At 53.6% G+C, this 15,286-nt stretch carries 14 protein-coding genes and 1 pseudogene; 7 read left to right on the forward strand and 8 right to left on the reverse strand.

The features are described from left to right. The first annotated feature begins 15 nt into the window (after positions 1 to 15). From holC to ABLV11_RS23715, 4 genes are all read left to right on the forward strand, one after another. Positions 16 to 459 carry a DNA polymerase III subunit chi gene (gene holC, locus ABLV11_RS23700; protein WP_004098129.1) on the forward strand — a complete coding sequence of 148 codons (444 nt, stop codon included), beginning with the start codon at positions 16 to 18 and terminating at the stop codon, positions 457 to 459. Beyond that, positions 459 to 3,314, forward strand: a complete 2,856-nt coding sequence (locus ABLV11_RS23705; RefSeq protein ID WP_023320230.1) for a valine--tRNA ligase — start codon at positions 459 to 461, stop codon at positions 3,312 to 3,314. Before holC ends, ABLV11_RS23705 begins: the two co-directional genes overlap by 1 nt. Positions 3,315 to 3,436: 122 nt before the next feature. After that, entirely contained in the window at positions 3,437 to 3,940 is a 504-nt protein-coding gene (locus tag ABLV11_RS23710) for a GNAT family N-acetyltransferase (protein WP_070556564.1), read from the forward strand. A gap of 152 nt (positions 3,941 to 4,092) precedes the next feature. Continuing rightward, positions 4,093 to 5,115, forward strand: coding sequence for an alpha/beta hydrolase (locus tag ABLV11_RS23715; RefSeq protein WP_126488269.1), 1,023 nt, complete (start codon positions 4,093 to 4,095; stop codon positions 5,113 to 5,115). Positions 5,116 to 5,155: 40 nt separating this feature from the next. Here the strand turns inward: ABLV11_RS23715 and miaE are convergent, their stop codons facing one another. Next, positions 5,156 to 5,914: a tRNA isopentenyl-2-thiomethyl-A-37 hydroxylase MiaE gene (gene miaE, locus ABLV11_RS23720; protein WP_126488267.1), complete on the reverse strand. Its 759-nt coding sequence runs from the start codon at positions 5,912 to 5,914 to the stop codon at positions 5,156 to 5,158. Between the two features lie 52 nt (positions 5,915 to 5,966). Beyond that, the gene (gene rraB / locus ABLV11_RS23725; protein ID WP_126488265.1) at positions 5,967 to 6,386 is read right to left on the reverse strand and encodes a ribonuclease E inhibitor RraB; all 420 of its coding nucleotides are present in this window, start codon (positions 6,384 to 6,386) and stop codon (positions 5,967 to 5,969) included. 164 nt (positions 6,387 to 6,550) lie between these two features. Here rraB and argF point away from each other — a divergent pair, with 164 nt between their 5' ends. After that, positions 6,551 to 7,555 carry an ornithine carbamoyltransferase gene (gene argF / locus ABLV11_RS23730; protein ID WP_004108896.1) on the forward strand — a complete coding sequence of 335 codons (1,005 nt, stop codon included), beginning with the start codon at positions 6,551 to 6,553 and terminating at the stop codon, positions 7,553 to 7,555. 2 nt (positions 7,556 to 7,557) lie between these two features. Here the strand turns inward: argF and ABLV11_RS23735 are convergent, their stop codons facing one another. The 6 genes from ABLV11_RS23735 to ABLV11_RS23760 all read right to left on the reverse strand — a co-directional run bounded on the left by ABLV11_RS23735 (position 7,558) and on the right by ABLV11_RS23760 (position 14,016). Further along, positions 7,558 to 8,283, reverse strand: coding sequence for a GntR family transcriptional regulator (locus ABLV11_RS23735; RefSeq protein ID WP_001727696.1), 726 nt, complete (start codon positions 8,281 to 8,283; stop codon positions 7,558 to 7,560). Between the two features lie 84 nt (positions 8,284 to 8,367). After that, the gene (locus tag ABLV11_RS23740) at positions 8,368 to 9,786 is read right to left on the reverse strand and encodes a YfcC family protein (RefSeq protein WP_126488263.1); all 1,419 of its coding nucleotides are present in this window, start codon (positions 9,784 to 9,786) and stop codon (positions 8,368 to 8,370) included. A gap of 56 nt (positions 9,787 to 9,842) precedes the next feature. Beyond that, positions 9,843 to 11,408 (reverse strand): amidohydrolase family protein, encoded by a 1,566-nt coding sequence (locus tag ABLV11_RS23745; RefSeq protein ID WP_126488262.1) that lies wholly within the window; start codon positions 11,406 to 11,408, stop codon positions 9,843 to 9,845. Between the two features lie 94 nt (positions 11,409 to 11,502). Continuing rightward, positions 11,503 to 12,333 (reverse strand): PfkB family carbohydrate kinase, encoded by an 831-nt coding sequence (locus ABLV11_RS23750; protein WP_126489676.1) that lies wholly within the window; start codon positions 12,331 to 12,333, stop codon positions 11,503 to 11,505. A gap of 11 nt (positions 12,334 to 12,344) precedes the next feature. After that, a complete protein-coding gene (locus tag ABLV11_RS23755) occupies positions 12,345 to 13,319 on the reverse strand; it encodes an SIS domain-containing protein (RefSeq protein WP_004108909.1) in 975 nt (324 codons plus the stop codon). A 244-nt stretch (positions 13,320 to 13,563) separates the two neighbouring features. After that, on the reverse strand, positions 13,564 to 14,016 hold the full coding sequence (locus ABLV11_RS23760; protein ID WP_024273633.1) for a YhcH/YjgK/YiaL family protein: 453 nt from the start codon (positions 14,014 to 14,016) through the stop codon (positions 13,564 to 13,566). A 193-nt stretch (positions 14,017 to 14,209) separates the two neighbouring features. Here ABLV11_RS23760 and pyrL point away from each other — a divergent pair. Both pyrL and pyrB read left to right on the forward strand, forming a co-directional pair. Further along, a pseudogene (pyrL, locus tag ABLV11_RS23765) lies at positions 14,210 to 14,300 on the forward strand (pyr operon leader peptide). Positions 14,301 to 14,350: 50 nt separating this feature from the next. Next, positions 14,351 to 15,286 carry an aspartate carbamoyltransferase gene (gene pyrB, locus ABLV11_RS23770; RefSeq protein WP_126488260.1) on the forward strand — a complete coding sequence of 312 codons (936 nt, stop codon included), beginning with the start codon at positions 14,351 to 14,353 and terminating at the stop codon, positions 15,284 to 15,286.

Genomic DNA, 15,286 nt, shown 5'->3' on the forward strand with positions numbered 1-15,286 from the left:
CAAGAAGCCCCATATATGAAAAACGCAACGTTCTATCTTCTGGACAATGATACGCAACAGGATGGCCTGAGCGCCGTTGAACAGCTGGTGTGTGACATTGCCGCAGAACGTTGGCGCAGCGGTAAACGCGTGCTCATCGCCTGCGAAGATGAGCAGCAGGCCATTCGTCTGGACGAAGCGCTCTGGGCACGCCCCGCAGAAAGTTTCGTTCCGCATAATCTGGCGGGGGAAGGTCCGCGCGGCGGCGCGCCGGTGGAGATCGCCTGGCCGCAAAAACGCAACAGCAGCCCGCGGGATATTCTGATTAGCCTGCGGCTAAACTTTGCAGATTTTGCCACCGCTTTCACAGAAGTGATAGACTTCGTCCCTTATGAAGACTCTTTGAAACAACTGGCGCGCGAACGCTATAAAGCGTACCGCATGGCTGGTTTCAACCTGAACACGGCAACCTGGAAATAATGGAAAAGACATACAACCCCCAAGATATCGAACAGCCGCTTTACGAGCACTGGGAAAAGCAGGGCTATTTCAAACCCAATGGCGACGAAAGCCAGGAAAGTTTCTGCATCATGATCCCGCCGCCGAACGTCACCGGCAGTTTGCATATGGGTCATGCCTTCCAGCAAACCATCATGGATACCATGATTCGCTACCAGCGCATGCAGGGTAAAAATACCCTGTGGCAGGCCGGTACCGACCACGCGGGTATCGCTACCCAGATGGTGGTTGAGCGTAAGATTGCCGCCGAAGAAGGTAAAACCCGCCACGACTACGGTCGCGACGCCTTTATCGATAAAATCTGGCAGTGGAAAGCGGAATCCGGCGGCACCATTACCCGTCAGATGCGCCGCCTGGGCAACTCCGTGGACTGGGAGCGCGAGCGCTTCACCATGGACGAAGGCCTGTCCAACGCCGTAAAAGAAGTCTTTGTCCGCCTGTACAAAGAAGATCTGATCTATCGCGGCAAGCGTCTGGTCAACTGGGACCCGAAACTGCGTACCGCCATCTCCGATCTGGAAGTGGAAAACCGCGAGTCTAAAGGCTCGATGTGGCATATCCGCTATCCGCTGGCCGACGGTGCGAAAACCGCTGACGGTAAAGATTATCTGGTCGTCGCTACCACCCGTCCGGAAACCGTGCTGGGCGATACCGGCGTGGCCGTTAACCCGGAAGATCCGCGCTATAAAGACCTTATCGGCAAATTCGTCATTCTGCCGCTGGTTGACCGCCGTATTCCGATTGTTGGCGATGAACACGCCGATATGGAAAAGGGCACCGGCTGCGTGAAGATCACCCCGGCGCACGACTTTAACGACTATGAAGTGGGCAAGCGTCATGCGCTGCCGATGATCAACATCCTGACCTTTGATGGCGATATCCGCGAAACCGCGGAAGTTTACGACACCAAAGGCAACGAGTCCGACGTCTACTCAAACGCCATCCCGGCGGAGTTCCAGAAGCTGGAGCGCTTTGCCGCGCGTAAAGCGGTGGTTGCCGCCATCGACGCGCTGGGCCTGCTGGACGAGATTAAACCGCACGATCTGACCGTACCATACGGCGACCGCGGCGGCGTCGTTATCGAACCGATGCTCACCGATCAGTGGTACGTACGTGCCGACGTGCTGGCTAAACCGGCGGTTGAAGCGGTCGAGAACGGCGACATTCAGTTCGTGCCGAAGCAGTACGAAAACATGTACTTCTCCTGGATGCGCGATATTCAGGACTGGTGTATCTCCCGTCAGCTGTGGTGGGGTCACCGCATCCCGGCATGGTACGACAACGACGGCAACGTTTACGTTGGCCGCACCGAAGAAGAAGTACGCCAGGAAAATAACCTCGGCGCCGACGTGGCGCTGCGCCAGGACGAAGACGTGCTGGATACCTGGTTCTCCTCCGCGCTGTGGACGTTCTCCACTCTCGGCTGGCCAGAAAACACTGATGCCCTGCGCCAGTTCCATCCGACCAGCGTGATGGTTTCCGGCTTCGACATCATCTTCTTCTGGATTGCCCGCATGATCATGATGACCATGCACTTCATCAAAGATGAAAACGGCAAGCCGCAGGTGCCGTTTAAAACCGTCTATATGACCGGTTTGATCCGCGATGACGAAGGCCAGAAGATGTCCAAATCGAAGGGCAACGTTATCGACCCGCTGGATATGGTTGATGGCATCTCCCTGCCGGAGCTGCTGGAGAAACGTACCGGCAACATGATGCAGCCGCAGCTGGCGGAGAAAATCGCCAAACGCACCGAAAAACAGTTCCCGAACGGCATTGAGCCGCACGGTACCGACGCCCTGCGCTTTACCCTGGCGGCGCTGGCCTCTACCGGCCGCGACATTAACTGGGATATGAAGCGTCTGGAAGGTTACCGTAACTTCTGTAATAAGCTGTGGAACGCCAGCCGCTTTGTGCTGATGAATACCGAAGATCAGGATTGCGGCTTTAACGGCGGCGAAATGACCCTGTCGCTGGCGGACCGCTGGATCCTTGCGGAATTCAACCAGACCATCAAAGCCTACCGCGAAGCGCTGGACGGCTTCCGCTTCGATATCGCCGCAGGCATTCTGTACGAGTTTACCTGGAATCAGTTCTGCGACTGGTATCTGGAGCTGACCAAGCCGGTAATGAACGGCGGTTCCGAGTCTGAGCTGCGCGGCACCCGTCACACGCTGGTGACCGTTCTGGAAGGTCTGCTGCGCCTGGCGCACCCGATTATTCCGTTCATCACCGAGACCATCTGGCAGCGCGTGAAGGTCATTTGCGGTATCACTGCCGATACCATCATGCTGCAGCCGTTCCCGCAGTACGATGCGTCTCAGGTTGACGAAGCGGCGCTGGCCGATACCGAATGGCTGAAGCAGGCGATCGTCGCCGTGCGTAACATCCGTGCGGAAATGAACATCGCCCCTGGTAAGCCGCTTGAGCTGCTGCTGCGCGGCTGCAGCGACGCCGCGATTCGTCGCGTGAACGATAACCGCAGCTTCCTGTTGAACCTGGCGCGTCTGGAAAGCATCACCGTGCTGCCGGCCGATGATAAAGGTCCGGTTTCCGTGACCAAAATTATCGACGGCGCCGAGCTGCTGATCCCGATGGCTGGCCTCATCAATAAAGAAGATGAGCTGGCGCGCCTGGCGAAAGAAGTGAGCAAAATCGAAGGCGAGATTAGCCGTATCGAAAGCAAACTTTCCAACGAAGGCTTTGTGGCCCGCGCGCCGGAAGCGGTGATCGCCAAAGAGCGTGAGAAGCTGGAAGGTTATGCGGAAGCGAAAGCGAAGCTGATTGAGCAGCAGGCGGTTATCGCCGCGCTGTAATTCACTCGCCCCTTATCCATTCGGATAAGGGGCGTTTTCTGTGAAAGATCCTCGCTTGCACTCTCCCCTCCAGCAGTGTTATTAACAACATTATCCGTCATTATTTTGCAATGAGTCTTCACATGAATACGAGCGCAACCCTACCGCTAACCCTGCGCCGCATCACGGCTAATGATAATCCGGCGATAGCCGCTGTTATCCGCCAGGTTTCCGCTGAATATGGCCTGACCGCCGATAAAGGCTATACCGTAGCCGATCCTAATCTGGACGAGCTTTTCCAGCTATATAGCCAGCCGGGCGCCGCCTATTGGGTAGTTGAGCAAAACGGTCAGGTTGTTGGCGGCGGCGGGGTTGCGCCTCTGACCTGTAGCGAGCCCGATATCTGCGAACTCCAGAAAATGTATTTTATGACCTCCGCGCGCGGCCAGGGGCTGGCGAAAAAGCTGGCGCTGATGGCCCTGGATCACGCCCGCCAGCAGGGATTCAAACGCTGTTATCTGGAAACCACCGCTTTCCTTAAAGAAGCGATCGGTTTATATGAACACCTTGGCTTCGAGCATATTGCTGAGCCGCTGGGCTGCACCGGCCACGTTGACTGCGAAGTCAGGATGCTGAAAGTGCTGTAGCGCCAGCGAAAAGGCGATGCGGATTAATCGAAAAAACGCATGGTTTTCATGCAAAAAGAGCGTTATTCACCGCACGTGTTCGCTAATACACTCTTCGAGCATTGGATCTTTTAGCCTGCCGCCGCGGCAGGCCTTGCTCAGGATAGAACACAATGAAAAAACTCTCCCTCCTCCTCACCGGCAGCATGATACTTGCCGGCATGGCTTCCAGCGTTAACGCCGGCGAACTCGCTGGCAATACCGAAGGCGCTCAGATCATCCGCGTGGAAAAAACCCGGGGCCGTATCGATGCGCTCAACGATATCGTATATAGCCAGGTAAAAAGCACCGTCGCCGTTCGTCAACTGCATATGTCTTTGCTGGTGCCGCGTAACGGCGATCTGAAACCGGCAATCGTCTATTTCCCCGGCGGCGGTTTCACCAGCGCGGCCTGGAATAAGTTTATCGAGATGCGTATGGCGCTGGCGTCGGCGGGATTCGTCGTCGCGGCGGCGGAATACCGTACGGTTCCCGATACCTTCCCGGCCCCGATTATCGATGGTAAAGCCGCCGTTCGCTATCTGCGCGAACATGCAGCGGAATACGATATAGATCCGTCGCGTATTGGCGTGCTAGGGGATTCCGCAGGCGGCTATATGGCGCAGATGCTGGCGCTTACCAATGGCGACAAAACGTTCGATCGTGGCAATAACCTGGCGCAGTCATCGGACGTGCAGGCCGCCGCCACGCTGTACGGAATTTCGAATCTGTTGAATATCGGCGAAGGTTTTCCGCAGGCGATTCAAAAAGTGCACCAGTCACCTGCAGTCACTGAAGCGCTGCTGGTCCACGGTAGCGCCTTTCGTGACTGGCCGGGAGCGACGATTGCCAGTGACCCGCAAAAAGCGCTGGCTGCCAGCCCGATGGGCCATATCCGCGGTAAAAAGCCGCCATTTTTAATTATGCACGGCAGCGCCGACACTCTGGTTTCACCGGTACAAAGTCAACAGCTCTATCGCGCGCTGAAGAAAGAGGGTAACCCGGCCCATTACGTGCTGCTGGAAGGCGCGGAGCACGGCGACGACAGCTGGTATCAGAAGCCGGTTATTGAACGGGTAGTGAACTGGTTTAAAACCACCCTCGGCGCGCCCAAAGCCGCCGCGACAGCAGAAAAAGATAAAAACGCCAATCTGTAATGGATCGTCAGGCCGCTGCGGTGAAGCTGCGGCCTGACGCTCAGGCGGGCACGCCGCTGTGAAAGCGAAACTCCGCCTCGGGCGCGTTAATGAGCGCCGCTTCCGCCTCGCCAAGCTGGCGTATGCGTTCACTGATATCGTCCCCGGCAATCCTCTGCGCCAAATCCAGATAGTCCTGATAGTGGCGCGCTTCAGAGCGCAGCAGCGACAGATAAAACTTTTGCAGATCGTCATCCAGCCATGGCGCCAGCGCGGCAAAACGCTCGCAGGAGCGGGCTTCAATATAGGCTCCGCAGATGAGTTTATCGATCAACATGACCGGTTCATGCGAACGCACTTCCCGTCGCAGCCCGCGAGCATAGTTGCTGGCGGTGATTTTGACGTATGGGATATCGCGGGAAAGCATAATTTCCCTCACCTGCCAGAAGTGATGCAGCTCTTCTTTGATTAGCAGGATCATGCTGTCGAGTAGCTGACGTCCCCAGGGATCGTCGGTCTGCGGCATAGCGCTTTTATTTATCTGCTTATGCAGCGCGACGAAATCCGGTTCCGGCCCCCAGCGGTAGGTAAAGTCCTCGTACGGCTTCAGGCAGGCCAGCAGTTCATCCGCGCCTGCTTTATCCGCGACGTATCGACGCACCAGCAGCATGGCGTTTTGCGCCGCTTTCAGTTCGCACACCATATGGTCGGTCAACAGCAGCGGGAGGTTTTCCGGTTTACGGGCTTCATCAATCCACGCCTGAGGTGTTGGGCAATGCAGAAAGCTTAAAATCGGAGCGAGTATTTGCGGGTAATCCATTGAAGTTCCTTGCTATACGGCGGCATACCGTGCCGCCGTATACCTCTGCTACTTAGTGGCGGACGCCGTCGTCGTCTTCATCAACGAGACCTTCGTCGTCATCGCCTTCTTCCCCGTTAGGATCTTCGTAGTAGGTACCCCAGCCGTCGTACTCGACGTCGTATTTTTCCGCCAGGGTCATCAGCTGCTCAACCTGGGCATCGATCAGCTCGGCATTCAGCGCGGATTCGCTGAGGATATCGCAGCAAATCACGGTATCACCCTCTTCAACTTCCAGCTCTTCTGGCTCAGTCACTTCATAACCCAGCTTGAAGGCCTCGACCGCCACTTTTTCCAGCGTTTCGAAATCATCGGCAGAAAGATGGTGTTCAATGGTGTACAGCGCGTCAGGATCGCTGCCGTCTTCGAGCAGTTCTTCAATAATCAGACGCGTTTCTTCACGCTGTTCTTCCAGTAATTCCGGGTTAGCCATGGCTCGTTCCTCATAATGTGTCGCAGATACTTCTATTGTCACATACCGCCGTGATTGCCTCCACCTTCTGAGAGAAAGATTTATGATGCGGGGTTGCAAATGAATATTCATACATATAAAGTGAATTTTAATTCAACAAATGGCTTGAGCCACGTGAGGGAACCATGTCCGCGTTTTATCAGAAGCATTTTTTAAAGTTGCTCGATTTTACCCCCGCCGAAATCACCGCTCTGCTTGAGCTGGCCGCCAGGCTTAAAGCTGATAAGAAAAACAATATCGAAATTCAGCATCTCGCCGGTAAAAACATCGCGCTCATCTTCGAAAAAGACTCTACCCGCACCCGATGCTCTTTCGAAGTTGCCGCATTTGACCAGGGCGCTCGCGTCACCTATCTCGGACCAAGCGGCAGCCAGATTGGCCACAAAGAGTCGATTAAAGACACCGCTCGCGTACTGGGGCGCATGTATGACGGTATTCAATATCGCGGCCATGGCCAGGAAGTGGTGGAAACCCTTGCCGAGTATGCCGGCGTTCCGGTGTGGAACGGCCTGACCAACGAATTTCACCCCACCCAGCTGCTGGCGGATTTACTGACTATGCAGGAACACCTGCCGGGCAAAGCCTTTAACGAGATGACTCTGGTCTACGCCGGCGACGCGCGGAATAACATGGGTAACTCCATGCTTGAAGCCGCTGCGTTGACCGGGCTGGATCTGCGTCTGGTCGCGCCAACGGCCTGCTGGCCGGAAGAGAAGCTGGTTGCGCAGTGCCGCACGCTGGCGCAGAAAAACGGCGGCAATATTACGCTAACTGAAGATATCGCTGCGGGCGTGAAGGGCGCGGACTTTATCTATACCGACGTCTGGGTATCGATGGGCGAAGCCAAAGAGAAGTGGGCGGAGCGTATCGCGCTGCTGCGCGGGTATCAGGTGAACCGCGAGATGATGGCGCTGACCGGCAATCCGCAGGTGAAATTTCTCCACTGTCTGCCCGCGTTCCACGACGACCAGACCACGCTCGGCAAACAGATGGCGGCGGAGTACGGCCTGCACGGCGGAATGGAAGTGACCGACGAGGTATTTGAATCCGCGGCGAGCATCGTTTTCGATCAGGCGGAAAACCGCATGCATACCATCAAAGCGGTGATGGTTGCGACGCTTTCCCACTGAAATCAAAAACTAAACGTGTAACGCTCGGCGACAATATACTGTTCTCCATAGTGAATAGGCTGATGCTGGCTATCCAGAATCAGCGTTTTCATCAGGAATAACGGTTCGCCGGGCGGTTGCTGCAGCAGCGGTGCGTTGTCAGAATGCGCGCGCACCATCTCTACCGTCGTTTCACCCGCATAGGTAGGCACGATCGCGTATTTATCACGCAATAGCTGATAAAGCGACCCGCTGAGATCTTCCTGCTGTAAAAATCCTAATCGTTTCAGAGAGTAGTAATTATTCTCTAACATTAACGGCGCATCGCCAGCGATCCTGAGGCGTTGGATATAAAGCACGGAATCATCCCTCTCAAGCTCAAGAAGCTGACGCGCATTACGATAGTCCGGCAGAATCTCACGACGAGTCACTACGCTGTGGGTTGGTAGATGGTTAGCATCGCATGCGGCAGTAAAGCTAAGCAGGTGCACAACTTTACGCTCAATTTTAGGCAGACAGACAAAAGTCCCCTTCCCCTGCTTTTTCACCAAATAGCCTTCGGCTACCAGCTCTTTCACTGCGTTGCGCACCGTAATGCGGCTGATATTGTAAAGTTCGCTGAGCTCAATCTCGGTGGGGATTTTCTCTCCTTCAGCGAGTTTCCCGGACGAGATATCGCTGAGGATTTTATCTTTAAGCTGCCTGTATAACGGTACGGAAGTATTCTGTTGCAGTCCAAAATTCGACATAAAAGAGGTACCAGCACGGCCATTGATGCGAAGCAGGATTATAATCGAAGCGCGCCCATCAAACTACGACGGCGCGCATATCCCTTAGACCCAGGCCGAAATCGCAGCAAACACGGCGCTGACTATCCACAGCACCGGAAACAGCGGCGCAATCGCCTTTAACCACTGACCAAATCCAATGCGCGCAATAGACAGCCCGGCCAGCAATACACCACCGGTAGGAGAGACCAGGTTGGTCAGGCCATTGCCAAATTGATAAGCCATTACCATCGCCTCTTTATTGATACCCACTAAATCGCCTAATGGCGCCAGTACTGGCATAGTGAGTGCAGCCTCGCCCGAAGAGGAGGGGACAAAAAAGGTGATGACGTTATGCCCTAATAGCATCAGAGTGGTGAATGCGTACTGCGGCAACCCTTCCAGCATTTCCGACAAGCCAAAGAGCAACGTGTCGATAATTCGTCCGTTCTCCGCCACCACCAAAATACCGCGCGCGAGTCCTATCACTACGGCGGCGTAAACAAACTCTTTACACCCTTCGACAAAGCTGTCGGCCATCCCGCTAATACCCATGCGCCCGACGATCCCAGAGAACAGCCCCAGAGCCAGGAACACGGAGCCGATCTCAACCATGTACCAGCCACGCGTGATTAACCCCCATGAGATGATGGCCAGCGCCAGCACAAAAGCGATGATAATCACTCGATCGGCGATGGAAAAATGGACCGACGTATCCTGTATCGACAAAAACTGCTCACGGTTGCGGCAATCATTCTCATATACCGGCGACTTTTGTGGAGTGCGTTTAACACGATGTGCGTACCACATGGTGTAAGTCATCGCCAGCAATGTGAAGACCAGCCATGCGATGGCACGCAGCCAAAGCTGCGGATTTCCCTGAATACCCGCTACGCCCTGGGCAATGAGTACAGAGAACGGATTGGTCATTGCGCCAACATAGCCAATCTGGGTTCCCAGAAAAAGAATCAGGATCGCGGTCATTGAGTCATAACCCAGCGCGAACATGAGGGATATAAAGATCGCATAAAGCGGGATCACCTCCTCGCTCATACCAAAAGTTGCGCCCCCCAGGCTAAACAAGGTCATTGCGATAGGGATAACCAGAATCCCTTTACCAGCCAGACGTTCAGCCAGCGCCACCAGCCCCCGCTCAATAGCGCCAGTACGTAAAATAACGCCAAAAGCACCACCAACAATGAGTACAAATGCCACTACGTCGGCGGCCTTGATAATTCCCTCCATCGGCGCGGCCAGTACGGCGGCAATACCCTGACGTAAATCGCCCTCGCTGCTGACTTTTTCCAGCAGATGATAAGACCCCGGGATCACTAATGTTTTCGTTTCACCGCCGGGTAAAGTCACTAAGTGATAATCAAAACTGCCGCTGGGAATACACCATGTCAGCAGCGCTACTAATATAATAATGAAGAAAATCAGAGCGTAGCAGTGTGGCATCGCCCACTTTATTTTTGCAATACGCATAATCCGCCTCGGTAAGATGTTTATATTATGTTCGCCGTCATTCGGCATTTTTAGAGTCACAGAAGGTCATGGGTAATACGGCCATCCACCAGGGTCAGTACAACGGTGGAAGTCCGTAACTCATCATTCGGGCAGCTCAACAAATTACGGTCAAAAACCGCGATATCCGCACGTTTCCCCGGCTCAAGGCTACCGGTCATATCTTCCATGCCGTGATGTCGAGCACTATTCAACGTCCAGGCCGTTAAGAGCTGCTGTCGTGTCATTCCGCGTTCGCGGTACCAGCCATTCACGGGTGAACCATCAGGGAACTGGCGACAGCAGGCGGCATACATCGCGTCAGGAACAGAAGGAATAAACAGGGGCAGATCGGTACCAATAGTGACCGTTACGCCAGCCCCGAATAGTGCGGCATAATCGTAGAATTGCGCTTCGCGCTCTTCGCCATAGCGTTCGCGCATATAGGCTTCGGCTTCGCAGGGGTTAAGGAGCAGAATTTGTGCATAAACTTCGGCAAAGAGGCCGAGCTCAGCCATTCTGGGAATATCGTTTGGATGCGGGCATTCCAGATCGCTCAGAGAATGTCTGATCACACTCTGCGGGTGACGCTGACGGCATTCGGCAAAAATATCTATACAGCGGCGAATTGCGGCATCGCCCTCCGCATTCATACAGCAGTTGAATCCACGAGCATCAGCCAGCAAAACCTGCTGGCGCAGGGCATCATAGTCAACGGGCCTTTCATTGTTCGTGCCGGGACGATCGGCATAGGGGTAAATCATATCGCCGGTATGATCGGCAATAACGCCATCGACCATAAATTTAAAACCATGAAACCGCAGCCATGGCGAATGAAAGCGGCGTCGGGCCTGTTCACCGAAAGCAAGATCGACAGGCGCAGATACGGGCTGAGAAACAATGCTCACCCTCAGCGACAGCGCATCCTCTTTTTCCAGTTCATCCCAGGCATTCATCAACCGCGGCGCATCGTTGAAACAAACGTCTTTTATCGCCGTGATTCCCTGTCCGGCAAGTCGGGTCATAAATGCCCGCATTTCTTTTTTTAACTGTGCGGTATCAGCCAGCATCTCATCCAATAATGCGATTCTCGCCTCCGCGCTGCACTCTTCAGCGGTAAAGCCATAAAGCTCCACGGCGGCACGGTTCATCCAGCAATAGCTTTTGTCATCGTTAATGGCGACAACCGGCCTCTGCGGGAAAGCGTCATCCAGTAACCTGGCATCAGGCACCGCTCCCCAACGGGCAACAGACCAGCCCCAGCCATAGAGGCTTTTCCCCTCAGGGAGAAGATTTTCTGCAGCCTGTAGTAGTTCAAGAGCATGATTACTGTCGCGGGCGGCATGGAGATCGACGCCACGCCGCATGCTCATATAACCGGTAAAAAACGTGTGATTATCGCAAAATCCCGGACAAATCAGGCGATCGCCAAGTTCGATAAAGCGAGTACTTTCACCTCTCCAGGGTTGAATATCTTCCCCATTCGCTATTATCGCCGCGATAGCGCCATTTTTAATGACGACATATCCGCTAAATAGCTCATTTCTGGCAGCAGTAAAAATTGCATCAGAACGTAAAATCAAATCAGCAGCTTCACTATGCATAATTCTTTCCTCACGGAAAAAGCGCACGAATCCCCGTTTCCGCCCGGCAAGCGGACGGAAATCAGTACGGAAAAATGAGAGAGGGCGTTATAGGTTAGTAGTGAGTCCCGTAGCCAAACGCCCCTTCTTTCAGGCAAATTTGTGCCGAGAAAGCTGCTGCTTTTTGCAGGCTATTGGTAATCGCTTCGCGCTTGTTACCCGTAGGTTGGGCCAGAAAATGGCAAACGAAAGCGGTAATAAAAGCATCACCTGCGCCCATTGTATCGACTGGAGTGACGTAATCGGGCGCCTGCTGATACCAATCCTGCCCGTCAAATAAAATCGCGCCTTCATCCCCACGCGTCGCGCAGACAATGCGACTCCCGCTGGCCTGCGCCTGTTGCACAATTTCACGCGTTTGCGCCAGGCTGTAGTCAGCGCATGAGAAGAATGAGAAGTCGACGTAACGGCACAGCGGCAGCGCCTGCTCCAGTACAAAGTCATCTGAAAAATCGAAAGAGACAGGAATGTTGAGCTTGCGTAACTGAGGTAATTGCGTCTCCATGTAGCTATAACAACCGCTATGGATCAGATCAAACTCACGCAGGTATTGCTCATGCTGAAAAATAAAATCCATCGAAGTTGTCTTACGAATCCCCCCGGCGTTCGAACCAAGAAATATCCGTTCTCCCTCTTCGATTTTCAGCTGCGCACAGCCGTTCTCCCCGGCCACCTGCAGACAGTGGGGCCACTTGACGCCAACTTTATCCAGCACCTGCATAACGTGCTCCGCAGCGGCATCATTACCAAAAATCCCCAGATAGGCCGCATTGTGTCCCAACATGGCCGCATAAGCGGCAAAGTTCAACGCATTTCCACCGGGATACATGGTCTGAGTATGGGCGTATTTATCGACGACGTTATCGCCAATTCCAATCACATTCATCATAATTCCCCTTAGTATTCCACCAGCCCCATATAGCGGCGGGTATCCAATGGATGCTGACGAATGTCGGCAAGCGCAGAACGATATTCACACATGATGCTGTAAAACAGCACCGGGTTGAAAAACTCCACGACTGACGGAGGGAGAACCCCGATCCCCAGTTCTTTAGCATCAACGACTTCCACTTTCTCTGCATACTTGGTGAGGAAGACCAAAGCTCGCTCATCCATCGCCCGCGTACGGCCTTCGTTCATTAATAAAATAAACGGCGTCTCTTTATCCGTAACTTCGAAAGGCCCGTGGAAGTACTCACCGGAGTGAATAGGTGCGGCATGTAGCCATTGCATTTCCATTAGTGAGCAGATAGCAAAACCATAAGCATGGCCGTAAGAAGCTCCGCTGGAGAGGATATAGAAGAGTTTTTCATCCTGATATTTTTGGGCAAAACGCTGGCAGCGATCCGCAACCTGCTGACGGCCATGAGCAATGACGCCATTAATTTGGGCCATTCCCTGTTGGAAGTCAGCGTAATTATCGAAACCTTCAACCTGCTGCAGCGTATCAACGCACAGATTGAGGATAATCGCCATCGGATTATCGACCACATTAGTATCGTTACCCCAGGCATAGAGAATGTTGTGGCTGGCGTATTCGATCAGCTGTGCCTGAGCGTTGTGAGTCAGCGTAATAGTATGCGCTTGATGCTGCTGTGCAAGCTTAGCCGCAGCGACGGATTCTGGCGTGTTGCCCCCGTGCGAACAGACGATAACCAGCGAATTCACCCCCAACGTTTTTGGCGTCGCGTAGACAAACTCATTGGCGGTATACATGCCGACATGAAGCGTTGTCGCCTCGCTATCAAGAAAGTATTTAGCCGGATACATATCCACTAATGACCCACCGCAGGCCACAAGGAACACCTGGCGGATTCCGCCTTTATCTTCTATCTCTTTCGCAACGGCATTAATTATTTCTTTAGTATTCATATATTAATAACTCCACATCTCACTATTGATTGTTCAAATTAACGGAAACAACATTAATACGTTATATAACGTATTAATGAGATCGCCATCAAAATTTGCACAATGCGCGCGGTATGAGCATTTGGCTGAAGCATCAAATGAGAGGGAATAAGAAGTAAAAAATTGGGAATAGCTAGAAAAAACAAAGGCTAACAATGGTCACAAGACGACAATTGCTAGCCTTGGGTAAAAATACGCTCGTCAACTAAACCATCAGCATCTTCACAACCGCTTTGCGCACCTTCGCCGGTGCGCCAACCGCGCATAGCGGCTTATGCACTTCGCCGGGATAGAACACGACAAAGTCGCCTTCGCTGAGAATCACGGTTTTTTCCTGCGCCCCTTCAGCCAGGAAAGCGATGTCTTTATCCGCCAGCCAGTCGGTATCCGGCTCGCCGGCAGGGAGAACGCTAAAGGTCATGCCCTCCTGACCTTTCAATACAATCTGGATGTCCAGGTAGCGGGCGTGATACTCGGCGCGGCGGTCGGCCATCGGCTCGGTAGTATCTTCAGAAATGAGATAAAACAGATTGTTACCGTCAATATCATGTTTACCCAGCGGCGTCGCGTCGGTGACATGGGCTTTCACGTATTCAATAGCTTTGCGCAGAGGCTCCGGCAACCCGCTTTGCAGATGGTGAATATTTCCAACGATCATAGTAACCTCAAATGTAAAACAGCTTTTCATTTTCAGGTTTTATACCCCCCTTCTGACTGCCATACCACCACTTTTTACGGGTTTTTTGCGTTAACGCATGATTACCCAGGCAAACGTTTACCTGTTTGTGGATTAATCGCTTGATCCGAAAAATGAGCTGCGTATAATGCCACCCGTTTTGCCGGGAGGAATTATGGTTCAGTGTGTACGACATCGCGTCTTACCGCGTCTGAAAACAGACGCTGGCCTGCCGTTTTTCCTTTCCGTTGCATCCGTATTCGTAAAGCCCCTTTTTTAAGGGGCTTTTTTTTTGCCCAGGCGTCAGGAGATAAACATGGCTAACCCGCTATTCCAAAAACATATCATTTCCATAAACGATCTCAGCCGCGAAGACCTTGAACTGGTACTGGCGACCGCTGCAAAACTGAAAGCAAATCCACAGCCGGAGCTGCTCAAGCATAAAGTGATTGCCAGCTGCTTTTTTGAAGCGTCGACCCGCACACGCCTGTCTTTTGAAACCGCCATGCACCGCCTGGGCGCCAGCGTGGTCGGTTTCTCAGACAGCAGCAACACCTCGCTGGGCAAAAAAGGCGAAACCCTGGCCGACACCATCTCGGTCATCAGCACCTACGTCGATGCTATCGTGATGCGCCACCCGCAGGAAGGCGCGGCGCGCCTGGCGACCGAGTTCTCCGGCGGTATTCCGGTACTCAACGCCGGCGATGGCGCTAACCAGCATCCGACGCAGACCCTGCTCGATCTCTTCACCATTCAGGAGACGCAGGGCCGTCTGGAAAATCTTAACGTGGCGATGGTCGGCGACCTGAAGTATGGCCGTACCGTCCACTCCCTGACGCAGGCGCTGGCGAAATTTAACGGCAATCGCTTCTACTTTATCGCGCCGGACGCGCTGGCCATGCCGCAGTACATTCTCGATATGCTCGACGAAAAAGGCATTGCCTGGAGCCTGCATAACGCGATTGAAGAGGTGATGGAAGAGGTGGACATTCTGTATATGACTCGCGTACAGAAAGAGCGTCTCGACCCGTCAGAATATGCCAACGTCAAGGCGCAGTTTGTTCTGCGCGCCGCCGACCTGGAAGGCGCCCGTGAGAATATGAAGGTGCTGCATCCGCTGCCGCGCATTGACGAAATTACCACCGATGTTGATAAAACGCCGTACGCCTGGTACTTCCAGCAGGCGGGCAACGGCATCTTCGCGCGCCAGGCGTTACTGGCGCTGGTACTGAATAGCGATCTGGCACTGTAA

Origin of the sequence: Klebsiella sp. GW_Kp181 (genome assembly GCF_040062315.1) — a bacterium.
GTDB classification, from domain to species: domain Bacteria; phylum Pseudomonadota; class Gammaproteobacteria; order Enterobacterales; family Enterobacteriaceae; genus Klebsiella; species Klebsiella oxytoca.